The organism is Stenotrophomonas sp. FW305-C-20-S1, from assembly GCF_058783335.1.
The window spans coordinates 24569-50853 of record NZ_JBYTEK010000013.1 but is presented as its reverse complement, the minus strand read 5'-3'; the positions used below and the strand labels follow the sequence as shown (position 1 = coordinate 50853).

The following is a 26285-nucleotide window of genomic DNA, read 5'->3' as shown; positions in this document are numbered from 1 at the left end:
TGGTAGCGGGGGCAGGATTTGAACCTGCGACCTTCGGGTTATGAGCCCGACGAGCTGCCAGACTGCTCCACCCCGCATCAGAAGCGGAATTATGAGGGATAACTTCAAAACCTGCAAGCTTTTCCTCATTCATCGAATTGGTTGGCGCCGATTCGATGTGTTGGTAGCGGGGGCAGGATTTGAACCTGCGACCTTCGGGTTATGAGCCCGACGAGCTGCCAGACTGCTCCACCCCGCACCGGAAGTGTTTGAACCGCTGCCCCACTCTGGCGAGGGAGGCGCTCCGCAACGATGTTCTGGCTGAACCGCTGCAGTAACAACTCAAGCTGCGTATATTACACGAATCGCGCAGCTTTGTGTCAACTTTTATGCAAGATGCGCAAATGCCTGCTGGCACCAGACCATGATCGGGTTCCAGGCCAGGCCGAGCGCCAGCAATGCCAGTGCGTTAACGCCCAGCACGACACCCAGCACGCGATCCTTGCTGCGCGGCATGGCCTCGCCCACCGGCTCATCGAAGTACATGACCTTGATGACACGCAGGTAGTAGAAGCAGCCGACCACGGCACACAGCACGCCCAAGATCGCCAGCCACAGCAGGCCGCCATTGATGGCAGCGCCGAGCACGGCCAGCTTGGTCCAGAAACCGAGGAACGGCGGAATGCCTGCCAGCGACGCCATGATGCACAGCACCAGGCCGGCCATCCACGGGTTGCGGGCGTTCAGGCCCTTGAAGTCCTCGATGTTCTCGGCCTCGAAGCCGGCGCGCGACAGCGCGATGATCGCGCCGAAAGCAGCAGTCGACATGATCGCGTAGGCCAGGGCGTAGAACAGCGCGGCCGCATAGCCCTGCGAACCGCCGCCGGCGATGCCCATCAGCAGGAAGCCGATATGCGAGACCGTGGAGAACGCCAGCATGCGCTTGAGGTTGCTCTGCGCAATGGCCATCAGGTTGCCGATCACCAGCGAGACCGCGGCCAGGCCGGCGATCAGCAGCTGCAGTTCGGTGGACAGCGGGCCCACGCCCATTTCCAGCAGGCGGTAGGCCATGCCGAAAGCGGCCAGCTTCGGCGCCGAGCTGATGAACAGCGCGACCGGCGCCGGGGCACCCTGGTACACGTCGGGCAGCCACATGTGGAACGGTGCGGCACCCAGCTTGAAGGCAACGCCGGCAATCATGAACACCGCGCCGGTGACCAGCAGCACGCGCTCTTCCGAGTGCGGGATGGCGGCCTGGATGGCGTCCAGGTGCAGGCTGCCGGTGGCGCCGTAGATCAGCGACATGCCGTACAGCAGCAGGCCCGAGGCCAGCGAACCGAGCACGATGTACTTCATCGCCGCTTCCGAGGCCAGGCCGTTGTCACGGTTGCTGGCAACCAGTGCGTAGGAGCACAGGGCCAGCAGTTCCAGGCCCAGGTACACCATCAGCAGGCTGCCGGCGGACACCAGGATCATCATGCCGGCGGTGCCGAACAGGATCAGCACCGGAATCTCGCCCTGGAACAGCTTGCGCTCGCGCAGGTAGCCCCAGCCGTAGATCAGGGTCAGGCCGCTGAGCAGCACGATCCCGGTCTTCATCACGTCCGCGGCGGTATCGCGCACGAACATGCCATGGAAGACCTCCCCCTGCCCGCCCACGCCGGTGGCCAGCATGAACAGCACCACGGCCAGTGCGGCGACCGAGAACAGGTGGGTGACGATCTTGTTCCGTTCGCTGACGAACAGGTCGAGGATCATCAGGGCGAAGGCACTGCCGATCAGCACCAGCTCGGGAGCGAGCGGTGGCAGGTCAGCAGCGGTCAGTGGCAGCAGCGGCGAGGTGGTCATCATCAAATCCTGGAATTACAGCAACTTGCTGGATGCGATCTGCATCGCCAGCTTTGCGATCGAGGGCTCCATCAGGTCGGTCAGCGGCTTGGGGTAGATGCCCAGGGCCAGTACGCCAATGGCGAACACGCCCAGCACCAGCCATTCGCGGCCGTTGATGTCCTTCAGTTCGGCGACGTGGCTGTTGGCCACCTCACCGAAGAAGATGCGCTTGTACAGCCACAGGGTGTAGGCCGCACCGATGATCAGGGTGGTGGCTGCGCCCAGGGCGATCCACGGGTTCCGCTGGAACGCCGACAGGATGACCATGAATTCACCGACGAAACCGCTGGTGCCCGGCAGGCCGGCGTTGGCCATGAAGAACAGCATGGCGAACGTGGCGAACCACGGCATCACGTTGACCACGCCGCCGTAATCGGCGATGCGGCGGCTGTGCATCCGGTCGTACAGCACGCCGACGCAGGAGAACATCGCGCCGGACACGAAGCCGTGCGAGATCATCTGCACCATGGCGCCCTGCAGGCCCAGGCGGGCCGCATCGACGTTGCCGGCTTCACGCACCAGCCACAGGGCGATGAAGGTACCCAGGGTGACAAAACCCATGTGCGCGATCGACGAATAGGCGATCAGCTTCTTCATGTCGTCCTGCACCAGGGCGACCAGACCGACGTAGATCACTGCGATCAGCGACAGCGCGATGACCAGCCATGCCCATTCCTGCGAGGCATCGGGAACGATCGGCAGGTTGAAGCGCAGGAAGCCGTAGCCACCGATCTTCAGTGCGATGGCGGCAAGGATCACCGAACCGGCGGTCGGCGCTTCCACGTGCGCGTCCGGCAGCCAAGTATGCACCGGGAACATCGGCACCTTGACCGCGAACGCGATCAGGAAGGCGAAGAAGATCCAGGTCTGTTCCTTGCCCGACAGCTGCAGTGCGTAGAGGTCGGCCAGCTGGAAGCTGCCGCCCTTCATGTACAGGTAGATCAGCGCCACCAGCATCAGCACCGAGCCGAGGAAGGTGTACAGGAAGAACTTCAGTGCGGCGTAGATGCGACGCGGGCCACCCCAGACACCGATGATCAGGAACATCGGGATCAGCATCGCCTCGAAGAACACGTAGAACAGCATCGCGTCCGTGGCGGCGAAGATGCCGACGGTGACACCTTCCAGGATCAGGAAGGCGGCCACGTACTGGTTCACGCGCTTGTCGATCGCGCTCCAGGCGCCGATCAGGGCGAGCACGCTGACCAGCGTGGTGAGCAGGATCAGCGCTACGGCGATGCCGTCCACGCCCAGGTTGTAGCCGATGTTGTAGGTCGGGATCCAGGCGTGGGTCTCGACGAACTGCAGCGCGTCGATGCCCGGGTTGTAGCCGCCCAGCAGCGACAGACTCGCCACGAAGGTCAGCACCGCGACGCCCAGCGACGCCCAGCGGGCGGTCTGCGCATCACGGATCGCAAGGATCAGGGCACCGCCGAGGATCGGCAGCCAGATGAGGACACTGAGTAGAGGCCAGTTCGACACGTCTTCTTATTCCGTACAGGTCATCAACGCAGGTAATGCATCAGCACGCCCAGGAGGGCAATCAGGCCGATGATCATCGCGAAGGCGTAGTGATAGAGGAAACCGGATTGGGTACGGCGCAGCACGCTGGCTGCAACGTCCACAACACGTGCCGAGAGATTGACCACGCCGTCGACGATGTTGCTGTCGATCCAGCGCGAGACCTTGCCCAGCTTGACGCTGCCACCGGCAAAGCCATCGATCCACAGCTTGTCGAAGCCGTACTTGTTTTCCAGCACGGACACCACCGGGGCGAAGGTCTTGCGTGCCTTGCCCGACAGGTCCGGCTTCCACAGGTAGAACAACGCAGCCAGCAGGAAGCCTGCCAGGGTCAGCCAGAACGGCGGCAGCATCATGCCGTGCAGCGCGAACGCCACCGGACCATGGAACTCCTCGCCCAGGAAGGCCACGGTGTTCTTGGCCGGATCGTAGAAATCGACGATGCCGGTGAAGAACGTGTTGACCTGGCCCTTGATCGCCACATGGGCGTGGTGACCGGCCCAGTCGGTGCCGTGCAGCATCGGACCGATGCTGAAGAAACCGATGGCGATCGACGGGATGGCCAGCAGGATCAGCGGCAGCGTCACCACCCACGGCGTTTCATGCGGCTCATGCGGACCGTGGCCATGGCCGTGGTCGTCATGCGCGTCGGCATGATGTGCATCGGCAGCATGGTGGTCGTCATGACCATGGCCATGATCGTCGTGCGCGTCGCGGAAGCGTTCCTTGCCGTGGAAGGTCAGGAACAGCAGGCGGAAGCTGTAGAAGCTGGTCACCAGCACGCCACCCAGCACCGCCCAGTAGCCATAGGTGGCCACCCAGCTGTCCTGCATGTGGGCGTGGATTTCGGCGGCCTCGATGATGGTGTCCTTCGAGTAGAAGCCGGAGAAGAACGGCGTACCGACCAGGGCCAGGGTACCGATCCACATGGTGATGAAGGTGATCGGCATGTACTTGCGCAGGCCGCCCATCTTGCGCATGTCCTGCTCGTGGTGCATCGCGATGATGACCGAGCCGGCACCCAGGAACAGCAGCGCCTTGAAGAAGGCGTGGGTCATCAGGTGGAACACGGCAGCGGAGTACGCCGACACGCCCAGCGCCACGGTCATGTAACCCAGCTGGGACAGCGTGGAGTACGCAACGACGCGCTTGATGTCGTTCTGCACGATGCCGATCAGGCCGGTGAAGAACGCGGTGGTGGCACCGATGAACAGGATGAAGTTCAACGCGGTCTGCGACAGCTCGAACAGCGGCGACATGCGGGTGACCATGAAGATGCCGGCGGTCACCATCGTCGCGGCGTGGATCAGTGCCGAGATCGGGGTCGGGCCTTCCATCGAATCAGGCAGCCAGACGTGCAGCGGAACCTGGGCCGACTTGCCCATCGCACCGATGAACAGGCCGATGCAGATGACGGTGGCGATCGACCAGATCACCGGCTCGTTCAGCAGCTGCATGCCGAACATGGTGCCGTCCCAGATCTGCAGCTGGGCGCGCGGGTCGGCGAGCATGCCGGCCTGCGAGAACACCTGCGAGTAGTCCAGGGTGCCGAACACCCACAACACGCCGGCGATGCCCAGCAGGAAGCCGAAGTCACCGACGCGGTTGACCAGGAACGCCTTCATGTTGGCGAAGATCGCGGTCGGGCGCTTGAACCAGAAACCGATCAGCAGGTACGACACCAGGCCCACTGCTTCCCAGCCGAAGAACAGCTGCAGGAAGTTGTTGCTCATCACCAGCGTGAGCATCGAGAAGGTGAACAGCGAGATGTAGCTGAAGAACCGCTGGTAACCCGGATCATCCTGCATGTAGCCGATCGTGTAGATGTGGACCAGCAGCGACACGAAGGTCACCACCACCATCATCATCGCGGTCAGCTTGTCGACCATGAAGCCGACATGGGCCGAGTACTGGCCGACTTCGAAGAACGTGTACAGGTTCTGGTTGAACGGCTGCGCCCCGCCCCACAGCAACTGGTAGAGCGTGTGCATCGACAGGCCGCAGGCAACCGCGACACCGAGGATCGTGATGGTCTGCGCGCCGAAGCGCTTGACCTGGCGACCGAACAGGCCGGCGATGATGCTGCCGAACAGCGGTGCAAGCACCACTGCGATCAACAGACTCTTGGAGAGAGTGATTTCCATCTGTGGATCAGCCCTTCAACGAATCGACTTCGCCGACATTGATCGTGCGGCGTGTACGGAACAGGGTCACCAGGATCGCCAGGCCGATGGCGGCCTCGGCAGCAGCCACGGTCAGGATGAAGAACACGAACAGCTGGCCGGCCGTGTCCCCCAGTTCCCGGGAGAACCCGACGAAATTGATGTTGACCGACAGCAGCATCAACTCGATGGACATCAGCAGGACGATGATGTTCTTTCGGTTGAGGAAGATGCCGGCGAGGCTGATGCAGAACAGCACCGCGCCCAGCGCCAGGATGTGGCCCAGAGTGATCGAGATCATGCCTTGGTCTCCTCGTCGCCCGCGGCCGGCGTGCTGTTGCTGTGGATCTGCGGCTGTTCGGCGTCCATCTTGACCATGCGCAGGCGGTCGTGTGCCTTGACCATGGTCTGCTGCGACGGGTTCTGCGTCTTCAGGCCTTCACGACGGCGCAGGGTCAGCATCACCGCGGCGACCACGGCCACGGTCAGGATGACGGCGGCGAACTCGAACGGCAGCAGGTACTCGGTGAACAGGCTGCGTGCCAGCCAGGTGACGTTGGAACTGTCGGCGGCGAGCGCGGCGGCGTTGTCGGCCGGGAACGGGTTGACCGTCCTGCCCTTCACGCCGATCAGGATCAGCATCTGCACCAGCATCGCCACGGCCACGATCAGGCCGACCGGCAGGTAGCGCACCCAGCCTTCACGCAGCTTGTCCGGATCGATGTCGAGCATCATCACCACGAACAGGAACAACACCATCACCGCACCAACGTAGACCAGCACCAGTGCCACGCCGAGGAACTCGGCGCCGACCAGCAGCCACACGCAGGCGATGGAGAAGAAGGTCAGCACCAGGCACAGGACAGCGTGCACGGGGTTGCGCACGCTGATCACCGCACCGGCCGAAACCGTTGCCGCGATGGCGAAGACCCAGAAAGCGATATTTACCCAATCCATCTCTCGACCTCAGCGGTAAGCGGCATCGGCGGCACGACGCTCGGCGATCTCGGATTCGAGACGGTCGCCCAGGGCCAGCAGCTGCGGCTTGGTAACGATGTTTTCGCCACGATTCTCGAAGTGGTACTCGAGGATGTGGGTCTCGACGATCGAGTCCACCGGGCAGCTTTCCTCACAGAAGCCGCAGAAGATGCACTTGAACAGATCGATGTCGTAGCGCGTGGTACGGCGGGTGCCGTCCTCGCGCTTGGCCGAATCGATGGTGATGGCCAATGCCGGGCACACCGCTTCGCACAGCTTGCAGGCGATGCAGCGCTCTTCACCGTTGGGATAACGGCGCAGGGCATGCAGGCCACGGAAGCGCGGCGACTGCGGGAACTTCTCCATCGGGTACATCATCGTGTACTTCGGCTTGAAGCTGTACTTCAGCGTCAGCCAGAGACCGGCCAGCAGTTCGAGCAGCAGCAGGCTCTTGAAGTAATGGGTAATCCTGTTCATCACTTAGACGCCCTTTTGAATCACGCCGAAGAACACCATGACGGCGGTAACCGCGATCCAGAAAATGGTCAGCGGGATGAAGACCTTCCAGCCCAGGCGCATGATCTGGTCATAGCGGAAGCGCGGGAAGCTTGCTCGGAACCAGATGTAGGCACTGGCGAAGAAGAAGACCTTGACGAACAGCCACGGCCAGCCGCCCTTCCAGATCCAGTCGATGAACGGCGAGATTTCGCCCGGGTTGACCCAGCCCTGGATCGGGCTCAGCCAGCCGCCGAGGAAGAAGATCGAGATCAGGAAGCTGATCAGGATCATGTTCGCGTATTCGGCCAGGAAGAACAGGGCGAACGCACCGCCGGAATACTCGACCATGTGGCCGGCGACGATTTCCGACTCGCCTTCCACGACGTCGAACGGCGCGCGGTTGGTCTCGGCAACGCCGGACACCCAGTACACGATGAACAGCGGGAACAGCGGCAACAGGAACCAGTCGAAGAAACCGGAGTTGCCAGCTTGGGCCATCACGATGTTGCTGAGATTGAGGCTGCCCGAAGCGATCATCACGCCGACCAGGGCGAAGCCCATCGCGATTTCGTAGCTGATCATCTGCGCCGAGGCGCGCATGGCACCCAGGAACGCATACTTCGAGTTGGAGGCCCAACCGGCGAGGATGATGCCGTAGATGCCCAACGAGGTCATCGCCAGCAGGTACAGCAGGCCGGCGTTGGCGTTGGACAGCACCAGCTGCGAATCGAAGGGCACCACCGCCCAGGCCGCAAAGGCCGGGGCAAGGGTGATCAGCGGTGCCAGCAGGTAGATCGCCTTGTTGGCGCTGCTCGGCTGGACCACTTCCTTGAACAGCAGCTTGAAGACGTCGGCGAAGGCCTGGAAGATGCCCATGCCCACGTACATCGGGCCGTGGCGGACGTGCATCCAGCCGATCAGCTTGCGTTCCCAGACCACGTAGAAGGCCACCGAGACGATCACCGGAACGGTGATCACCAGGATCTTCAGGATGATCCAGATCAGCGCGCCGATGTCACCCAGGCCAAGCAGCCACTGGTGCAGCGGATCGACCGCGTTAATCAGCAATTCGTTCATGCAGCCACCACCGAAACACGAGCGGCACCCAGCGGCGCGGTTGCGCCGTGGCCCGATTCAATCCAGACCGAACCCGCAGCGACGCGAGCGTCGACCACCACCGGCAGGGTGGCCTTGCCGGCATCGGTGCCGACCTTGGCCATCTGCCCTTCCTGCAGCTGCAGGCGGGCGGCATCGTCAGCGTTGAGCACGATGCGCGGGGCGTTGTTGAGCGGATGCGACTGCAGCGCCGGGGCGCGACGGACCACCGCATCGGTGCGGTAGATCGCAGCGGTCGAGGCCACTTCCATGCCCTCGCCCGCCAGCACCGGCTGTGCCGAAGCGGACACCTGCACGTTCACCGGTGCCAGGCTGGCGCGCAGGCCGGCCAGGTCGATGAACTCGAAACCGGCCACGGCCAGCTCACCGCCGAGTGCACGCAGCACGCGCCAGCCCTCGCGGGCCTCGCCCGGCAGCTTGCCGCCGGCACGCGCCGACTGCTCGCGACCATCGAGGTTGGTCAGGGTGGCATCGATTTCCGGCAGCGCACCGATCGGCAGGATCACGTCGGCAACGTCGCGGGTCGAGGCGCAGGCGAACTGGCTGAAGGCCACCACCTGTGCGCCGACCAGCGCCTTGCGCGCGGCCGGAGCATCGGCGAAGTCCAGGCCCGGTTCCAGGCCGTAGACCACGTAGGCCTTGCGCGGATCGGCCAGCATCGCAGCGACGTCCTTGCCGGCCGGTAGTACGCCGGCGCGGGTCAGGCCGATCGCATTGGCGCCCTGCGGGATGCGGCACAGCTTGGCACCGGTGGCGGCGGCGAAATCACGCGCAGCGGCGCGGATCGCGGCAGCCTGCGGATGGTTCTCGGCGATGCCACCGACGATCAGCACCGTATTGGTACCGCCCTGCACCGCCGAACGCAGCTCGGCGTTGGCCAGCGCATCGGCGAACTTCGACGGAGCCACGATCTGCTTGCCGGCAACGCTGAACGCGAAGTCGAAGTCGACCGGGTTGACCACGTGGATCTTCGCGCCGTTCTGGGTCTGCGCCTTGCGCAGGCGGGCGTGCAGCAACGGCAGCTCGTGGCGGATGTTGCTGCCGAGCACGACGATGCGGTCCGCGCCTTCGATCTCGGCCAGCGGCAGGCCGAACACTTCGGCAGTGGCGGCGTCGGAGAAATCGCGGTTGTTGATGCGGTGGTCGATGTTGGCCGAACCCAGGCCGGTGGCCAGGCGGGCCAGCAGTGCGCCCTCTTCGTTCGACGTCGACGGGTGCACCAGCACGCCCAGGTTGTCGCCCTGGTTGGCCTTGAGGATCTCGGCGGCCGCGGCCAGGCCTTCAGCCCAGCTCACTTCCTTCCACTCGCCGTTGACCTTGCGCAGCGGCTTGACCGCACGGTCTTCGCTGTACAGGCCCTGGTGCGAATAACGGTCACGATCGGACAGCCAGCACTCGTTGACCGCCTCGTTGTCGCGCGGCACGGTACGCAGCACTTCGCCGCGACGCACGTGCAGGAACAGGTTCGAGCCCATCGCGTCGTGGTAGCCCAGCGATTCGCGCGCGGTCAGTTCCCACGGACGGGCGCGGAACTGGAACACCTTGTTGGTCAGCGCGCCGACCGGGCACACGTCGACGACGTTGCCCGAAAGCTCGGTGGTCAGCGGCTTGCCGTCGTAGGTGCCGATCTGCAGGTTTTCACCGCGGTACATGCCACCCAGTTCATAGGTACCGGCAACGTCGGCGGTGAAGCGGACGCAGCGGGTGCACTGGATGCAGCGGGTCATCTCGGTGGCGACCAGCGGGCCCATGTCCTCGTCGGCCACCACGCGCTTGCGCTCGTTGAAGCGGCTGACCGAACGGCCGTAGCCCAGCGACACGTCCTGCAGTTCGCACTCGCCGCCCTGATCGCAGATCGGGCAATCCAGCGGGTGGTTGATCAGCAGGAACTCCATCACCGAGCGCTGGAACTTCAGCGCCTTTTCACTGCGGGTGGCGACCTTCATGCCTTCCATCACCGGCGTGGCGCAGGCCGGTGCCGGCTTCGGCGACTTTTCCACATCCACCAGGCACATGCGGCAGTTGGCAGCGATCGGCAGCTTCTCGTGGTAGCAGAAGCGCGGAATCGAAATGCCCGCCTTGTCGGCGGCCTGGATGATCATCGAACCCTTGGGCACGACCAGCGACTTGCCATCGATCTCGATGGTGACGTGGTCCGGTGGCACGCTGGGATTTATGGGTTGCGCGCTCATGCAGCGGCTGCCTCCACCTTCTTGCCGTCAACCATCGAATGACCGTTGACGATGTAGTACTCGAATTCGTCCCAGAACTGGCGCAGGAAGCCCTGGATGGGCCATGCCGCCGCTTCGCCGAACGCACAGATGGTATGGCCTTCGATCTGGCCGGCCACGGTCTTCAACTGGTGCAGGTCTTCCATCGTGGCCTTGCCGGCGACGATGCGCTCCAGCACGCGGTGCATCCAGCCGGTACCTTCGCGGCACGGGGTGCACTGGCCACAGGATTCCTTATGGAAGAACTGGCTGATGCGGCAGGCGAACTTGACGCAGCAGACGCTGTCATCCAGCACCACGACCGCACCGGAGCCCAGGCCGGAGCCCAGCGCACGGATGGTGTCGTAGTCCATCGGCAGGCCCTTCAGCTCGGCCGCGGTCAGCACCGGCATGGACACGCCGCCCGGGATCGCACCCTTGAGCTTGCGACCCGGCTTGAGGCCGCCGGCCATTTCCAGCAGGTCGTCGAAGGTGGTGCCCAGCGGCACTTCGAAATTGCCGCCCTTCTGCACGCAGCCGGACACCGAGAAGCACTTCGGGCCGCCATTGGCGGTCAGGCTCAGGCCCTTGAACCACTCCGGACCATTGCGGATGATCGCCGGCACCGAACCGTAAGTTTCGGTGTTGTTGATCGTCGACGGCTTGCCATACAGGCCGAAATTGGCCGGGAACGGCGGCTTGTAGCGCGGCTGGCCCTTCTTGCCTTCCAGCGATTCCATCAGCGCGGTTTCTTCGCCGCAGATGTAGGCGCCGGCACCCAGGGCGCCGTAGATGTCGATATCCACGCCCGAGCCCAGCACGTTCTTGCCCAGCCAGCCGTTTGCATAGGCATCGGCCAGGGCCTGCTCGAAGTGCTCGAACGGCTCGTGGTGGAATTCACCGCGCAGGTAGTTGTAGCCCACGGTCGAACCGGTGGCGTAGCAGGCAATCGCCATGCCTTCGACCACCGAATGCGGGTTGTAGCGCAGGATGTCGCGATCCTTGCAGGTGCCCGGCTCGGATTCATCCGAGTTGCAGAGGATGTACTTCTGCACGTTGCCCTTGGGCATGAAGGACCACTTCAGGCCGGTCGGGAAACCGGCGCCGCCGCGGCCGCGCAGGCCCGAGGCCTTGACCATCTCGATGACCTGCTCCGGCGGGATCTTCTCTTCGAGGATCTTGCGCAGGGCAGCGTAGCCACCGGTCTTCAGATAGCTTTCGTACGACCACGGGGTGTCGTAATGCAGGGTGGTGTAGACCACCTGGTGCGGCAGCGGCGCGGGGCCGACCGGACCCTTGGATTCGTGGTGATGTGCCATGCCCTTACTCCAGCCCGTCCAGAAGCTCGTCGACCTTTTCCAGGGTCAGACGCTCATGGTAGTGACCATTGATGACCATCATCGGTGCACCCGCGCAGCCGGCCAGGCACTCTTCCTCGCGCTTGAGGTAGACGCGGCCGTCAGCGGTCGACTGACCGTTCTTGATGCCCAGCTTCTTCTCGCAATGGCGCACGATGTCTTCGGCGCCATTGAGCCAGCAGCTGATGTTCGTGCAGATGGCCACGTTGTTGCGGCCCACCTTCTCGGTCTCGAACATCGAGTAGAAGCTGGCAACCTCGTAGGCCCACACCGGCGGCAGGTCCAGGTACTTGGCCACGCCGGCGATCAGCTCGTCGGTCAGCCAGCCCTGGTTCTGCTCCTGGGCAGCATGCAGACCCTGCAGCACGGCAGAGCGCTTGCGGTCCGGCGGGAACTTGGACAGCCAGTGATCGATGTGAGCGCGGGTTTTGTCGCTCAACACCACCATCGGGTCGACGTCGCGCGCCGCCTCGAAATTACCTGTCGCCTTCATCGGCCGACCTCAGCGAAATGCATAACGTGAAATTGCAGAAACTGCGGCGCCGGCTTGCGCCGGCTGCCTGCAGCGGGCGTTGGCGTGGCGGACGGCATTACCGGTCAACCTCGCCGAACACCAGATCGTAGGTACCGATCATCGCCACCACGTCGGCCAGCATGTGGCCGCGCACGATCGAATCGATCGAGGACAGGTGGGCAAAGCCCGGCGCACGAAGGTGTACGCGGAACGGCTTGTTGGCGCCGTCGGAAACCAGGTAGCAGCCGAATTCGCCCTTGGGCGCTTCAACCGCGGCGTAGGTCTCGCCGGCCGGCACGCAATAGCCTTCACTGAACAGCTTGAAGTGATGGATCAGCGCTTCCATGTCGTCCTTCATGTCCTCGCGCTTGGGCGGAGCGACCTTGAAGTTCTTGACCATGACCGGGCCGGGGTTGGCCTTCAGCCATGCCACGCACTGCTTGATGATGCGGTTGGACTCGCGCATTTCGGCAACGCGGCACAGGTAGCGATCGTAGCAATCGCCTTCCTTGCCCAGCGGGATGTCGAAATCGACGGCATCGTACTTCGCATAGGGGCGCTTCTTGCGCAGATCCCAGGCGACGCCCGAGCCACGCAGCATCACGCCGGTCATGCCCCACTGGTGGGCCAGCTCCGGGGTGACCACGCCGATGCCGACGGTACGCTGCTTCCAGATACGGTTGTCGGTCAGCAGGGTCTCGTATTCGTCGACACGACCCGGGAACTCATTGGTGAAGTTCTCCAGGAAGTCCAGCAGCGAACCTTCGCGCGAGGCATTGAGGTTCTTCAGGGCCTTGCCCTTGTGCCAGCGCGATTCCTTGTACTTCGGCATGTGGTCCGGCAGGTCGCGGTAGACACCGCCCGGACGGTAGTACGCCGCGTGCATGCGCGCGCCGGAGACCGCTTCGTAGCAGTCCATCAGCTCTTCGCGCTCGCGGAAGGCGTACAGCATCACCGCCATCGCACCCAGGTCGAGCGCGTTGGAACCCAGCCACATCAAGTGGTTCAGGATGCGGGTGATCTCGTCGAACATCGTGCGGATGTACTGCGCGCGCTCCGGCGCCTCGATGCCCATCAGGGTCTCGATCGAGCGCACGTAGGCGTGCTCGTTGCACATCATCGACACGTAATCCAGGCGATCCATGTAGCCGATCGACTGGTTGAAGGGCTTGGATTCGGCCAGCTTCTCGGTGCCCCGGTGCAGCAGACCCACGTGCGGGTCGGCACGCATGATGGTCTCGCCGTCCATCTCCAGGATCAGGCGCAGCACACCGTGCGCGGCCGGATGCTGCGGGCCGAAGTTCATGGTGTAGTTGCGGATTTCCTGCCGGCTTTCGGCAGCGTTGCTGGCGAATGCTTCGCCGGCCTGGTGTACGTGACTCACTTCACTGCCTCCTGCGAGCGCTCGCCGGCAGCGGTCTGCAGGCGGGCGTCGTCGCGGATCACGCGCGGCACGCCGACGCGCGGCTCCACCGAGGTGACCGGTTCGTAGATGACACGCTTCTTTTCTTCGTCGTAGCGGACTTCGACGTTGCCGATCAGCGGGAAGTCCTTGCGGAACGGATGGCCGACGAAACCGTAGTCGGTCAGGATCCGGCGCAGGTCCGGGTGACCTTCGAAGATCACGCCATACAGATCGAACGCTTCGCGCTCGAACCAGTTCAGGCCCGGCCAGATGCTGGTCAGCGAGGACACCACCGGCAGCGCTTCGTCAGGCGCGAAGCAGCGCAGGTGCATCATCAGGTTGTGCTGGTACGAACGCAGCTGTGCGACCACGGCGAAGCGCTGGGTCGGCATGTGCTGCGGACGGGCACCGTCGGCGCTCTCTTCGCTGGGGAATTCGCCCCAGGCGAAGCGGCCCTGGGCCTTCCCCTCGACACCGCGGCTGAAGCCCTGCGAGGACACGTCGGCGGTGTCCCACTCATCGGAGCCATAACCGAGGTAATCGACGCCGCAGAGGTCCACGGCCTGCTCGAAACCAAACTCGTCACGCAGCGCGAGGGCGGTGGCGTGCCACTCAGCGGCAGGCACTTCCAGCGTCACTTCGCCGCGGGGTTCGACCACGATGACCTTCGCACCAGCGAAACGTGCGGAGAGTCGGTCGATGAAGGATGCTTGCTCTGCCATGGGGGCTTGGCGCGCTCTTGTCAGGTGAAGGGGTCAGCGGGCGATGGTCTGTGTACGCCAGATCTTCTTCTGCAGCTGCAGGATCCCGTACACCAGCGCCTCGGCGGTCGGCGGGCAGCCCGGGACGTAGACGTCCACCGGCACCACGCGATCACAGCCGCGCACCACAGAATAGGAATAGTGGTAGTAACCACCGCCATTGGCGCAGCTGCCCATGGAGATCACCCACTTGGGGTCGGGCATCTGGTCATAGACCTTGCGCAGCGCCGGGGCCATCTTGTTGACCAGGGTGCCGGCGACGATCATCACGTCGGACTGGCGCGGCGACGGGCGGAACACCACACCGTAGCGGTCAAGGTCCAAGCGCGCTGCACCTGCGTGCATCATTTCGACCGCACAGCAGGCCAGACCGAAGGTCATGGGCCACATCGAGCCGGTGCGTGCCCAGTTCAGCAGCGCATCGACACTGGTGGTGACAAAGCCCTTTTCCAGCAGCGGGTTGTCGCCTTCCGGCCGCAGGATGTCGTCAACCCGCCCTTCCGGGACAGGATTGGTCATCAGGCCATCGAGAGTCTGAATCACTCCCATTCCAGCGCTCCCTTCTTCCAGACATAGATGAAACCGAGGAACAGCATGCCGACGAACAGACCCATGGTGACGAGCGAACGCGCGCCAAGCTCCATGAAGACCTGCGTCCACGGCACGATGAAGATGATTTCCAGGTCGAAGACGATGAACTGGATCGCGATCAGGTAGTAGCGCACGTCGAACTTCATACGCGCGTCTTCGAAGGCTTCGAAGCCGCACTCGTACGGCGACAGCTTTTCCAGATCGGGGCGGCGGGGACCGAGGAATCGACCAACCAGCATCAGCGTAATGCCGATACCGGTGGCAACGATCAGAAACAGCAGAGACGGCAAATATTCGGCCAGCACAGCGATTCTCTCTTGCCTCTGCCGCTGCGCCTGCAGGCGCTTTGGCATGGGGGAGTGGACGGGAAGCTGCCTGGCGCCTTGCGCGCCAGACCAACCCGCTTTACTTACTAAATGGTGCCCAAGAGGGGACTCGAACCCCTACGACCTAAGTCGCTACCACCTCAAGGTAGTGCGTCTACCAATTCCGCCACCTGGGCAAACGATCACATCAGACTATCTTCCCGATGCGCCGCGTATTGTAACCGGCTTCAGTCTTTCTGGGAGCCTTCCGAAGGCTTTTCTTCACCAGAAACCGAAGATTCCGCCTGAGCCGGCACAGTTGCGGCCGGAACCGGGGCGGCCGGGACCGCATCGGCCTTCGGAACGGCCGGCAATTCGCCCGCCGGAGCGGCCGGAGCGCTGGCCGCCGGGGCGGACATCAGACCCAGATCCTGATCGGCGGCCGGGCGGTTGCCATGGCCGGCGTACCAGGCCATGAAGAGGCTGATGCCGAAGAACACCACGGCCAGCCACTTGGTCGACTTGGACAGGAAGTTGGACGCGCCACGCGCACCGAACACGGTCCCCGAGGCGCCAGCGCCAAAGCCCGAACCTGCCGCCGCACCCGAGCCACGCTGCATCAGGATCAGCGCGACCATGGCTACGGCAACCAGCACGTAGACGACATTGAGGATCAACATCAGCATTGGAAATCCGCCCTCGGACTAGAGTGCCGGCGGCTAGCCGGCAACCGTAACTAATTGTTTGCCGCCGCCTCTGCGATGGCCAGGAAGTCGGCGGCCACCAGGGAGGCACCACCAACCAGCCCACCATCGACATCCGGCTGCGCGAACAGTTCCCCGGCATTGTCGGGCTTCACGCTACCGCCGTAAACAATGGGCAGTGAATCAGCAATTCTAGCATCGATGCGCGCGACTTCGCCACGAATGAACGCGTGCACCTGCTGCGCCTGCTCCTTGGTTGCGGTACGGCCGGTTCCGATCGCCCAGACCGGCTCGTAGGCGACCACGGCATTGGCGAAGCCTGCGGCCCCGACAAGCTCGAGCACCGGGGCCAGCTGGCTGGCGATGACCGCCTCGGTCTGCCCGGCCTCGCGCTGCTCAAGGGTTTCACCGACGCAGAGTACCGGCACCAGGCCGGCATGCAGGGCGGCGGCGAACTTGCGCGCGACCAGTTCGCTGCTCTCGTTGTGGTACTGGCGGCGCTCGGAGTGGCCGACCAGACCATAGCGGGCACCCACCTCGTGCAGCATGGCCGCACAGACCTCACCGGTGTAGGCGCCCTTCTCATTGCTGCTGACGTCCTGTGCACCAAAGGCCAGGCCGGTCTCGCCGAAGTCTTCGACCAGCTCACCCAGGTAGGGCATCGGCGGCAGGATGACCACCTCCACCCCGCTCTTGGGCAGCCCGGCAGCGACCTGCCCCAGCAGTTCGGTGGCGAATTGACGGCTGCCGTGCAGCTTCCAGTTTCCAGCGACGATCTTGCGGCGCATGAGCGGGTGGCTCCTGTGTGAACTCAGCCGCCCATGATACCTGCTGCGGCAAAAAACCGTTTCCGTGTAAGCGGTTACATGGATTTTCAGCCAACGGCGCAGCCCCTCGTGGCAGGGGTTGGGGCTGGTTGGTCGCGGAGAGCCCGGTGGGGATATGGAGGCTGGCCGGTCGGGTGGGCTGCGCAGGGGACGCTGCAAGTACGTCCTTGTAAGCTCGTAGGCGCCATCCATGGCGCCTGCGCCCCTGCGCAGCCCACCCGGCCGGCCCCTGACACATTCCGGCGTTTCCGCCCGCCACGGAAAGAAAAAAGAAGATCAAAAGCGAAAGCGAAAGCGAAAGCAGAGCTTCAACCCCTCCCTGCTTCGAGACCTGACAGATCTCATCCACGCATGGCGTGGATAAATAGATAGATCGCGTCGACCAAGGTCGACACCTACCAACAGCCGCGGGAAATTGTCGGGGTGGGCTGGCAGGACCGTTGGCGCCATGGGCCCGAGGCATGCCTCGGGCGGGTTGGGCAGGTCGCCCAACCCCGGTCTTGCCGTGTGCGCAGGACAGCGCACACGAGCAAGGCGCCATCGAGCCCCCAGGGATGGGTTTACGGCGTGTCCTGCCAGCCCACACCGCCCCGCCCAACCCACAGAAACCCAGAGCCGCTTTGGCTTTGGCTTTGGCTTTGGCTTTGGCCTTGGCTTTGGCTTTGGCTTTGGCTTTGGCTTTGGCTTTGGCCTTGGCTTTGGCCTTGGCTTTGGCCTTGGCTTTGGCCTTGGCTTTGGCCTTGGCTTTGGCCTCTGCGGGTGCAGGGTGCAACCCTGCCGAAACCCCTCCGCTGCGCTCGCCGGGCATGGCCCGGCGCTACCCGTAACAAGAAGGCCGCCTTTCGGCGGCCTTTTTGTTACTTCAGCTTGATCTCGCGCAGGCGCTCTTCGAGGAAGCCGTGCGCGGTGATCGGTTCCGGGTACCGGCTCGGGTTCTCCTCGGTGATGCACGAAGGCAGCACGTCGATCAGGAAGTCCGGGTTCGGGTGCAGGAAGAACGGCACCGAATAGCGCGGCTGGCGGGCCAGCTCACCCGGGGGATTGACCACCCGGTGGATGGTCGACGGATACACGTGGTTGGTCAGGCGCTGCAGCATGTCGCCGATGTTGACCACGATGGTGTCCGCGTCCGAGGTGAACGGCACCCAGTCCCCGTCATGCGACTGCACTTCCAGGCCTGCCGCGCTGGCACCGACCAGCAGCGTGATGAAGTTGATGTCGCCATGCGCACCAGCGCGCACGTTGGGAATGTCGTCGGTGGTGATCGGCGGGTAATGGATCGGGCGCAGGATCGAATTGCCGAAATTGGTCTTGTCGGCGAAGAAGTGCTCCGGCAGGCCGATGTGCAGGGCCAGGGCCGAAAGCACGCGCGAACCCAGGTTGTCCAACGCCTGGTACAGGCCGTAACCACGCTCACGGAAGCCCTCGACCTCGGACGGCCACAGGTTCGGCGCCATCACGTCCCGGTACTTGGAGTCGTCGGCGATCTCGCGGCCGATGTGCCAGAACTCCTTCAGGTCGAAGTGCTTGGAGCCCTTGGCGGTCTCCACACCGAACGGGGTATAGCCACGGGCGCCGCCGCTGCCTGCCACGTGGTACTTCCGCTTCGTCTCATCCGGCAGTGCGAAGAAGGCCTTGAAGACGTCGTAGGCCGCATCGATGTCGGCCTGCGGAATGCCGTGGTTGCGGATGCCGGCAAACCCCCATTGGCGATATGCCGCCCCCAGCTCGGCCACGAAGGCGTCGCGGTCACTGTCGAAACGGGTGATGTCGAGGGTGGGGATCTGGCTCACAGCGGTTCCTGGCTTGTCGTTGAGTCGGTACGGGCCCGCCATGCAATGGCGACCGATCTGAACATTGTGACAGATAGATCGGAACACGCCACCGACACACTGAAACAAACCGATACAATGCGCCACCCGCGCGCGGTTTAACGACTTCGTCACGCCGGAAATCGCCCCGTTGCCCACCTGAACCCGCCCCGCCATGGATGCCGCCCTGCCCGACGCCACCGCCGCTGTTATTTCCGGCCCTGCCCGACGCTGGCGCCGGCTGGCCTGGTGGTCCTTGTTCGTGGCCGCCAACGCCGTGCTGGCCGCGCTCATCGCGCTGGGCAACGTGCCGCTACGCGATAACCCCGGCGGGACACTCGGCCTGGCCTACCTGGCGTTCGCCCTGCCCGGCCACCTGCTCGCGTTCGGTGCCCTGGCTGGCCTGCTGCCGCTGGCCATCGGCCTGTGGCCGCGCAGCGCGCGCGCATTGAGCGTCTCGGCGGTGATCTGCCAGGGCCTGTGGCTGTGCCTGCTGCTGGTGGATGCCAAGGTCTTCGCGCTGTATCGCTTCCACCTCAACGCGATGGTTGCCAACATGGTGTTCGGCGGCGCCCTGCAGGATCAGGTCAGCCTGTCCTGGAAGACCTGGCTGCAGGCGGCGGCTCTGGTATCGGCGATTTTCGCCGCGCAGGGCCTGCTGGCCTGGGCGTGCTGGAAGCTGCTGCCCGCAGCGCCACGGCGGCGGCGGGTACTGCAGGCCTGGGCGGTGGTTGCCCTGCTGATGGGCGGCGGCCAGGTCGCCACTGCCTACTACGACGCGCTCGGCGAACGCGCAGTGATCAGCCAATGGAACTACCTGCCATGGGCGCAGCCGATCACCGCCAAGAGCGCGATGCGTCGCTTCGGCGTGGTCAGCCAGCACCAGGTCGGCCTGCCCGATCCGCGCCATGCCCAGCTCAACTATCCGTTGCAGCCCCTTCGCTGCCAGAGCCACCAGCGGCCGAACGTGCTGATGGTGGTACTGGAGTCGTTGCGCCATGACGTGCTCACCCCGCAGTTCATGCCCAACGCCTCGGCGCTGGCCCGGTCCTCGCGGGTGTACGAACATCATTTCAGCACCGGCAACGCCACCCGTTATGGTCTGTTCGGGCTGCTGTACGGTCTGCCGGGTGGCTACTGGCCCAGCATGCTCGACGAGCAGCGCGGCTCGCAGTTGTTCAAGGTGCTGGGACAGCAGGGCTATGACCTGCATCTGTATGGCAGCGCGCCGCTGTACAGCCCGGAGTTCGATCGCACAGCGTTCGCCGATGTCCGCGACCAGCTGCACCAGGGGCCGTCCGAACTGACCTCCGACGGCCGTGATGCCGCCATCGTCGCTGGACTGCAGAAGGACATCCGCGCCAGCCAGGCTGCGCAGCGCCCGTGGTTTGGTTTCGTGTTCCTCGATTCCACCCACGCGCCCTACCACATGCCGGCCGGCTATCCGCCGCTCGCTACGCCGATGGCCGATGCCATCGATTTTCTCAAGTTCGGCCCCGAGCACGATCCAACGCCGGAATTGAACCGTTATCACACCGCGGTGCATTACGCCGACAGCCTGATTGGATCGCTGCTGGATGACCTGCGTGCGCAGGGACTGGACCAGGACACGATCGTGCTGGTGACCGGTGACCACGCCGAGGAATTCAACGACCTCAAACTCAACTACTGGGGCCACAACGGCAACTTCTCCAACCACCAGCTGCAGGTGCCCTTCGTGCTGCATTGGCCCGGCCAGGGTGGCGGCCGCGACGCGCGGGTCAGTTCGCATGAAGACTGGGTGCCGACGCTGATGCGCCACGGCCTGGGCTGCGAGAACGCATTGACCGACTACAGCACCGGCCACGACCTGCTGGCTGCACCAACCGGCAAGCGTGCGCTGGTGGTGGAAAGCTGGTCGCAGCGTGCGGTGCGCAATGGCGAGGCGATCTACGTGTTCGACAAATTCGGCAACGCCACCGCGCTCGATGCGCGCTACCGCCCCCTGCCGCAACAGACCCCCGACGCCGCCAGCATCCGCGCGGCATGGGAAGCGCTGACGCGCTTCCGCAACCGCTGAATCCAAGGACCGATCCACCATGAACCGTCCGCTGCGCATCCTGCATACCGAAGCCGCCAAAGGCATGGGTGGGCAGGAGATCTACATTTTCCGCCACATGCAGGTGATGCGCGCGCGCGGCCATGACGTCGCCCTGCTTTGCCAGCCGGACGCGCGCCTGGCAAAGCGCGCGCGCGATGATGGCTTCACCGTGCATACGCTGCGCATGGGCGGCCTGGCCCGGCTGCTGCGCGGCATCTGGTCGGTGTCACGGCTGGTCCGCCGCGAGCGCTACGACGTGGTCAACACCACCAGCCGTCGCGATGCATTGATTGCCGCCGCGGGCGCACGCCTGGGCGGCACACCGCTGGTAGTGCGCTCGCGCCACCTGATGAGCCCGGTGAATTCGCTGCTGACCTACACCGGCCTGCCGCACCGGGTCATCACGGTGAGCAATTTCGTCAAGCAACTGCTGGCCGACCGTGGCATTCCCGCCGATCACATCGGCATCGTGCCGCCGATGGCGGTTGCGCCAACCGACACCACGCATGAGCCCTCCTGGCAGGCGTTGCAGGAGGCGCGCGCACGCGTGCGCGCCGAGCTCGGATTCGACGAACAGGACATCGTAGTGGGCTGCGTGGCCGTGCTGCGCGAACCCAAGGGCCACGCCGAACTGCTGCAGGCCATGGTGCCGCTGTGCAAGGCCAATCCCCGCCTGCATCTGGTGGTGGTCGGCGATGGCCAGGCAGTGATGCAGCGCCTGCAGGCCACGTGCGCCGAGCACGACCTGCAGCACCAGGTCCATCTGCTGGGCTTCCGCAGTGATGCCAGTCAGCTGATGCCCGGCTTTGACATCTTCGCCCTGGCCACACACAAGGAAGCATCGGGCACGGTGTTCCTGGAAGCGGCCCAGGCCGGCCTGCCGATCGTGTCGCATCGGGTCGGCGGCGTGCCTGAAATGCTGGTGGAAGGCAGCAATGCCATCCTCACCCGGCTTGGCGACAATGCTGCCCTCACCGGCGCGTTGCGGCTGCTGGTGGACGATCCCGAGCGTCGCCGGCAGATGGGACGTTCCGGCTGGGACTGGATCCGCAGCGCCAAGCGTTTCAGCCCCGAGGGCCACGCTGAAGCCACCGAACACTATTACCACCAATGGATGAAGGAGCTGGGTCATGGCTAATGCCAGAACCGTACCGGTGCTGATGCATCACCACGTCAGCAACTCGCCCGGCATGATCACGGTGTCGCCGGAGAATTTCGAAAGCCAGATCGCCTGGCTGGCGCGCACGGGCTGGACCTCGTTGACGCTGGACCAGTACGCCGGCTTCCTGGCCGGCAAGCCGGTGCCGCGCAAATCGATCGTGATCACCTTCGATGATGGCTACCTGGACAACTGGGTCTACGCCCATCCGATCCTGCAGAAGTACGGCATGCACGCGGTGGTGTTCGTGGTGACCGGCTGGATGCACGAGGGGCCGATGCGCCCGCATGCCGGCATCGCCGGCGCCACGCTGCCGGAAACGCCCGAACATCGCGCCTGCGAAGACCTGATCTACAAGCAGGGCCGCAGTGACGAGGTGATGATGCGCTGGAGCGAAGCACGTGCGGCCATCGAGGCGGGCACGTTCGAGATCCATTGCCATACCCACACCCACACCCGCTGGCTGCGCCGCCAGGACCTGGATCGCGCCCAGCGCCGCGCCGGCATCAGTGGCGACCTCTCGATGGCCAAGGAAGTGCTGCTGGAGAAACTGGGCGAAGTGTCGGACACCCTGTGCTGGCCGTACGGCGATTTCGACCAGGACTATATCGAAGTGGCGCGTGAGCAGGGTTTCCGCTACCTGCATACCACCCATCCGTTCGGCCGCAACGTGGTCGGCGGCGATCCCGAGCGCATCTACCGCTTCGCCATCCGCAACCGGCCGGCAAGCTGGCTGCGCAAGCGCATCGCGTGGAGCTACAACCCGTTGATCGCACCGCTGTTCAACGGCTTCAAGGCGCGGCAGAAGAAGATGGTGCCGGGGCCGTGATGGCGCTGCCAGCACTGGGCTGGCACAGCTTCGGCAAGGAAGCTCCAACAGAGTGGAAGGACTACAGGAAATGAACGTTCTGGTTACCGGCGGCGCTGGATTCATCGGCTCCCACACGTGCGTGGAACTGCAGCAGCAGGGCCATGCGGTGGTCGTCGTCGATTCACTGTGCAACAGCGACGCCGGGGTGATCGGCCGGATCGGCGACATCACCGGCATCGCGCCGCTGTTCGTACAGGCCGACGTGCGTGACCGTGCGCGGATCACCGCGGTGCTGCGCGAGCATTCGATCGATGCGGTACTGCATTTTGCCGCGCTGAAATCGGTTGGCGAATCGCGGCAGATGCCGTTGGACTACTTCGACAACAACATCAGCGGCACCCTCGCCCTGCTCGGCGCCATGCGCGATGCCGGCGTGGGCACGTTCGTGTTCAGCTCGTCGGCAACCGTGTACGGCGACCAGGACCATTGCCCGGTGGCCGAGACGGCCTCGACCTGCGCGATGACGCCCTATGGCCGTTCGAAGCTGGTGGTGGAGCAGCTGCTGTCCGACGTGGTCGGCGCCGATACGTCGCTGCATGTGGCAACGCTGCGCTACTTCAACCCGGTGGGGGCGCATTCAAGCGCACTGATCGGCGAGCTGCCGCACGGAACGCCCAGCAACCTGATGCCCTACATCGCCCAGGTGGCCGCCGGCCTGCTGCCCGAAGTGCAGGTATTCGGCGATGACTATCCGACCTGTGACGGCACCGGCGTACGCGACTACATCCATGTGCAGGACGTGGCGCGGGCCCATGTGCTGGCGCTGCAGTACCTGCGCGACAAGCGCCGCAGCATCACCCTGAACCTGGGCACCGGCCAGGGCCACAGCGTGCTGGAACTGATCAAGGCCTTCGAGCAGACCGTCGGCCGGCCGATTCCGTTCCGGATCACCGGTCGCCGTACTGGCGACATCGCGGTGAGTTTTGCCGACCCGTCCCTGGCCCTGCGCGAGCTGGGCTGGACCGCGCGCCATGGCCTGGCGGACATGTGCCGCGACACCTGGAAATGGCAGACGGAGATGACGCGCAGCGCCTGATGCCTTGCTTGCGGCAGACAGCAACATGGCCGCACAAGCGGCCATGTTGTCGGTTCGATCCAGCGACAGGGTTCAGGCCGCAGCCGCTGTCCTGACCGCCGCCGAAAGCCGGTCCAGGGTGTCCTGCATCAGCGTCGCGTCATCGGCCTCGACCGTGACCCGCACCACCGGTTCGGTGCCGGAGGGACGCAGGAAGGCGCGCCCGCGACCGGATACCGCCTGCTGCGCTTCGAGCAGCGCAGCCTGCACGCTCTCGGCCTGCACGGTGGCCTTGGCCGAGACATCGCCAAGGCGCACGTTGACCGTCTTCTGCGGCACCTTGGACAACGGCTGCAGCGCTTCGCGCAGGTTCTTTCCCTGCTGCTTCAGCGCCACCAGTACCTGCAGGGCACTGACGATGCCGTCGCCGGTGGTGGCCCGGTCCAGGCACAGCAGATGGCCGGACGCTTCGCCGCCGAGCACGCCGCCTCCCTCCACCAGTGCCTGATGCACGTAGCGGTCGCCGACGTTGCTGCGCTGGAACGGAATCTGCAGTTCGGCCAGGGCCTTTTCCAGACCGAAGTTGCTCATCAGGGTACCGACCACCGGACCGCGCAGGCGCCCTTCGGCCTGCCATGCGCGCGCCAGGATGTACACCAGGTCATCGCCATCGACCGGGTTGCCGCGGTCATCGGCCATCAATACCCGGTCACCATCACCGTCGAAGGCGATGCCCAGGTCGGCGCGGGTCTCACGCACCTTGGCAGCGAGGTTGTCGATGTGGGTCGACCCGACGCCGTCGTTGATGTTGACGCCATTGGGTTCGGCACCGATGCCGATGACCTCCGCGCCCAGTTCGCGGAACAGCAGCGGCGCGATCTGGTAGGTGGCGCCATGCGCGCAGTCGAGCACCAGGCGCACACCGCGCAGATCGAACGCGCGCGGCACGCTGGACTTGCAGAACTCGATGTAACGGCCGACGGCCTCGCGTGCACGCGAGGCCTTGCCGAGCTTTTCCGAAACGGCCGTGGTGAACGGCACGTCCAATGCGGCTTCCAGCGCCAGTTCGGTAGCATCGTCGAGCTTCTCGCCCTGGGCGGAGAAGAACTTGATGCCGTTGTCGTAGTGCGGGTTGTGCGACGCACTGATGACGATGCCCGCGTCCACGCCCAGCGTACGGGTCAGGAAGGCAACGGCCGGGGTCGGCATCGGGCCGAGCAGCTGCACGTCAGCGCCCGCGGCGACCAGCCCGGCTTCCAGCGCGGCTTCGAACATGTAGCCGGAGATCCGCGTGTCCTTGCCGATCACCACGATCGGACGGCGCCCCTCCTGGCCGCGCTGGGCGACCAGCACGCGGCCAAGGGCGTTGCCCAGGCGCAGCACGAAATCAGCCGAGATCGCCCCTTGGCCGACTCGACCGCGGATGCCGTCGGTACCGAAGTACTTGCGGCTCCCCATCAAGCTTCCTCCGGTGCCGGCTCGCGACGCAGCATCGCCAGCAGGTCGGCCAGGCGGTCGCGCAGTTCACGACGGTCACAGATCTGGTCGATGGCGCCGTGCTCGAGCAGGAACTCCGAACGCTGGAACCCTTCCGGCAGCTTCTCGCGCACGGTCTGCTCGATCACGCGCGGGCCGGCGAAGCCGATCAGTGCACGCGGTTCGGCGATGTTGATGTCGCCCAGCATCGCGAACGATGCCGACACACCGCCGGTGGTCGGGTGGGTCAGCACCGAAATGTACGGCTGTCCGGCTTCACGCAGTTTGCCCAGCGCGGCCGAGGTCTTGGCCATCTGCATCAGCGAGAACAGGCCTTCCTGCATGCGCGCGCCACCACTGGCGGAGAAGCACACGTACGGTGCGCCGATCTCGGCGGCGGTCTCAGCGGCAAGGGCGAAGCGCTCGCCGACCACCGAGCCCATCGAGCCCCCCATGAAGGCGAAATCGAAGGACGAGGCCACCAGGGGACGGCCCTTGAGCAGGCCGCGCATGGCGATCAGCGCGTCGTACTCACCGGTGTTCTTCTGCGCGATCTTGATGCGCTCGCTGTACTTCTTCTGGTCCTTGAACTTCAGCAGGTCGGTCGGCCCCAGGCGGGCAGCGATCTCGGTGGTGCTGTCGGCGTCGAACAGCGCAGCCAGACGGGCGCGCGCGCGGATGGCCATATGGTGGCCGCACTTCGGGCAGACCTCCAGATTCTCTTCCAGCTCCGGACGGTACAACGCACTGCCGCAGTTGCTGCACTTTTCCCACAGGCCCTCGGGGACGCTGCGCTTCTTGCTGGGGGTGTTGTCGGTGCGGATGCCAGACGGCATCAACTTGCTGAGCCAACTCATGCGGGAGGACACTTCCGTTCAGGGCGGCCCGGGGGCCGCAAAGGCGGACAGTCTAGCTCCGCTTTCCCTGCCCGTGCACCCCCTGCCCGGCCTTGGGCCCGCTGGAAAAAACCATGCTGGGACGTACGTTTAGGTGCTGGGTAGCGCCGGGCCATGCCCGGCGGATATTCTTGCGCGCCCCACCGCCGGGCATGGCC

General features: G+C 64.6%; 23 protein-coding genes and 3 tRNA genes. 4 read left to right on the top strand and 22 right to left on the bottom strand.

Annotated elements, in window-relative coordinates; translation table 11 throughout:
- From AC3WTC_RS09290 to AC3WTC_RS09195, 20 genes are all read right to left on the bottom strand, one after another.
- Window positions 1-77: transfer RNA gene (locus tag AC3WTC_RS09290), tRNA-Met, on the bottom strand.
- An 84-nt stretch (window positions 78-161) separates the two neighbouring features.
- Window positions 162-238: transfer RNA gene (locus AC3WTC_RS09285), tRNA-Met, on the bottom strand.
- Between the two features lie 128 nt (window positions 239-366).
- Complete coding sequence (gene nuoN / locus AC3WTC_RS09280; protein ID WP_025876222.1) at window positions 367-1827, bottom strand: NADH-quinone oxidoreductase subunit NuoN; 1461 nt, start codon at window positions 1825-1827, stop codon at window positions 367-369.
- A gap of 15 nt (window positions 1828-1842) precedes the next feature.
- Complete coding sequence (locus AC3WTC_RS09275; protein ID WP_025876221.1) at window positions 1843-3351, bottom strand: NADH-quinone oxidoreductase subunit M; 1509 nt, start codon at window positions 3349-3351, stop codon at window positions 1843-1845.
- 23 nt (window positions 3352-3374) lie between these two features.
- Complete coding sequence (gene nuoL / locus AC3WTC_RS09270; protein ID WP_105164423.1) at window positions 3375-5534, bottom strand: NADH-quinone oxidoreductase subunit L; 2160 nt, start codon at window positions 5532-5534, stop codon at window positions 3375-3377.
- Window positions 5535-5541: 7 nt separating this feature from the next.
- Window positions 5542-5853, bottom strand: coding sequence for an NADH-quinone oxidoreductase subunit NuoK (gene nuoK / locus AC3WTC_RS09265; protein ID WP_032951897.1), 312 nt, complete (start codon window positions 5851-5853; stop codon window positions 5542-5544).
- A complete protein-coding gene (locus tag AC3WTC_RS09260; RefSeq protein WP_025876216.1) occupies window positions 5850-6509 on the bottom strand; it encodes an NADH-quinone oxidoreductase subunit J in 660 nt (219 codons plus the stop codon). Before AC3WTC_RS09260 ends, nuoK begins: the two co-directional genes overlap by 4 nt.
- A gap of 9 nt (window positions 6510-6518) precedes the next feature.
- Window positions 6519-7007, bottom strand: coding sequence for an NADH-quinone oxidoreductase subunit NuoI (nuoI, locus tag AC3WTC_RS09255; protein WP_005417924.1), 489 nt, complete (start codon window positions 7005-7007; stop codon window positions 6519-6521).
- Between the two features lie 3 nt (window positions 7008-7010).
- Window positions 7011-8105: an NADH-quinone oxidoreductase subunit NuoH gene (nuoH, locus tag AC3WTC_RS09250; RefSeq protein ID WP_132824585.1), complete on the bottom strand. Its 1095-nt coding sequence runs from the start codon at window positions 8103-8105 to the stop codon at window positions 7011-7013.
- Entirely contained in the window at window positions 8102-10336 is a 2235-nt protein-coding gene (gene nuoG / locus AC3WTC_RS09245; RefSeq protein ID WP_025876207.1) for an NADH-quinone oxidoreductase subunit NuoG, read from the bottom strand. The genes nuoH and nuoG overlap by 4 nt, the downstream gene beginning before the upstream one ends.
- Window positions 10333-11673 (bottom strand): NADH-quinone oxidoreductase subunit NuoF, encoded by a 1341-nt coding sequence (nuoF, locus tag AC3WTC_RS09240; RefSeq protein ID WP_025876206.1) that lies wholly within the window; start codon window positions 11671-11673, stop codon window positions 10333-10335. The genes nuoG and nuoF overlap by 4 nt, the downstream gene beginning before the upstream one ends.
- Window positions 11674-11677: 4 nt before the next feature.
- Window positions 11678-12205, bottom strand: a complete 528-nt coding sequence (gene nuoE / locus AC3WTC_RS09235) for an NADH-quinone oxidoreductase subunit NuoE (protein ID WP_025876204.1) — start codon at window positions 12203-12205, stop codon at window positions 11678-11680.
- Window positions 12206-12302: 97 nt separating this feature from the next.
- The gene (locus AC3WTC_RS09230) at window positions 12303-13610 is read right to left on the bottom strand and encodes an NADH-quinone oxidoreductase subunit D (RefSeq protein ID WP_025876202.1); all 1308 of its coding nucleotides are present in this window, start codon (window positions 13608-13610) and stop codon (window positions 12303-12305) included.
- Complete coding sequence (locus tag AC3WTC_RS09225; RefSeq protein WP_025876200.1) at window positions 13607-14353, bottom strand: NADH-quinone oxidoreductase subunit C; 747 nt, start codon at window positions 14351-14353, stop codon at window positions 13607-13609. Before AC3WTC_RS09225 ends, AC3WTC_RS09230 begins: the two co-directional genes overlap by 4 nt.
- Window positions 14354-14386: 33 nt before the next feature.
- Window positions 14387-14941: a NuoB/complex I 20 kDa subunit family protein gene (locus AC3WTC_RS09220; RefSeq protein WP_025876198.1), complete on the bottom strand. Its 555-nt coding sequence runs from the start codon at window positions 14939-14941 to the stop codon at window positions 14387-14389.
- Window positions 14932-15288, bottom strand: a complete 357-nt coding sequence (locus AC3WTC_RS09215; RefSeq protein ID WP_005414075.1) for an NADH-quinone oxidoreductase subunit A — start codon at window positions 15286-15288, stop codon at window positions 14932-14934. The genes AC3WTC_RS09220 and AC3WTC_RS09215 overlap by 10 nt, the downstream gene beginning before the upstream one ends.
- A 112-nt stretch (window positions 15289-15400) precedes the next feature.
- Window positions 15401-15485 (bottom strand) — tRNA-Leu (locus tag AC3WTC_RS09210).
- 51 nt (window positions 15486-15536) lie between these two features.
- Window positions 15537-15974, bottom strand: coding sequence for a preprotein translocase subunit SecG (gene secG / locus AC3WTC_RS09205; protein WP_025876192.1), 438 nt, complete (start codon window positions 15972-15974; stop codon window positions 15537-15539).
- Window positions 15975-16024: 50 nt separating this feature from the next.
- The gene (tpiA, locus tag AC3WTC_RS09200; protein WP_025876190.1) at window positions 16025-16780 is read right to left on the bottom strand and encodes a triose-phosphate isomerase; all 756 of its coding nucleotides are present in this window, start codon (window positions 16778-16780) and stop codon (window positions 16025-16027) included.
- Window positions 16781-17676: 896 nt separating this feature from the next.
- Window positions 17677-18654, bottom strand: a complete 978-nt coding sequence (locus tag AC3WTC_RS09195) for an isopenicillin N synthase family dioxygenase (protein WP_049469229.1) — start codon at window positions 18652-18654, stop codon at window positions 17677-17679.
- Window positions 18655-18805: 151 nt separating this feature from the next.
- Here AC3WTC_RS09195 and AC3WTC_RS09190 point away from each other — a divergent pair, with 151 nt between their 5' ends.
- The 4 genes from AC3WTC_RS09190 (at window position 18806) to galE (ending at window position 23776) form a co-directional block, all read left to right on the top strand.
- Window positions 18806-20689: a DUF3413 domain-containing protein gene (locus tag AC3WTC_RS09190; protein ID WP_223482828.1), complete on the top strand. Its 1884-nt coding sequence runs from the start codon at window positions 18806-18808 to the stop codon at window positions 20687-20689.
- Between the two features lie 19 nt (window positions 20690-20708).
- Window positions 20709-21848, top strand: a complete 1140-nt coding sequence (locus tag AC3WTC_RS09185; protein WP_059064708.1) for a glycosyltransferase family 4 protein — start codon at window positions 20709-20711, stop codon at window positions 21846-21848.
- Window positions 21841-22698, top strand: coding sequence for a polysaccharide deacetylase family protein (locus AC3WTC_RS09180; protein ID WP_025876181.1), 858 nt, complete (start codon window positions 21841-21843; stop codon window positions 22696-22698). Before AC3WTC_RS09185 ends, AC3WTC_RS09180 begins: the two co-directional genes overlap by 8 nt.
- Window positions 22699-22768: 70 nt before the next feature.
- On the top strand, window positions 22769-23776 hold the full coding sequence (gene galE / locus AC3WTC_RS09175) for a UDP-glucose 4-epimerase GalE (protein WP_080148360.1): 1008 nt from the start codon (window positions 22769-22771) through the stop codon (window positions 23774-23776).
- A gap of 72 nt (window positions 23777-23848) precedes the next feature.
- Here galE and glmM read toward each other — a convergent pair whose 3' ends face one another.
- Together glmM and accD are read right to left on the bottom strand one after the other, a co-directional pair.
- On the bottom strand, window positions 23849-25213 hold the full coding sequence (glmM, locus tag AC3WTC_RS09170; RefSeq protein ID WP_032975001.1) for a phosphoglucosamine mutase: 1365 nt from the start codon (window positions 25211-25213) through the stop codon (window positions 23849-23851).
- Window positions 25213-26088, bottom strand: a complete 876-nt coding sequence (gene accD / locus AC3WTC_RS09165; protein WP_032975002.1) for an acetyl-CoA carboxylase, carboxyltransferase subunit beta — start codon at window positions 26086-26088, stop codon at window positions 25213-25215. Before accD ends, glmM begins: the two co-directional genes overlap by 1 nt.
- Window positions 26089-26285: the final 197 nt, after the last annotated feature.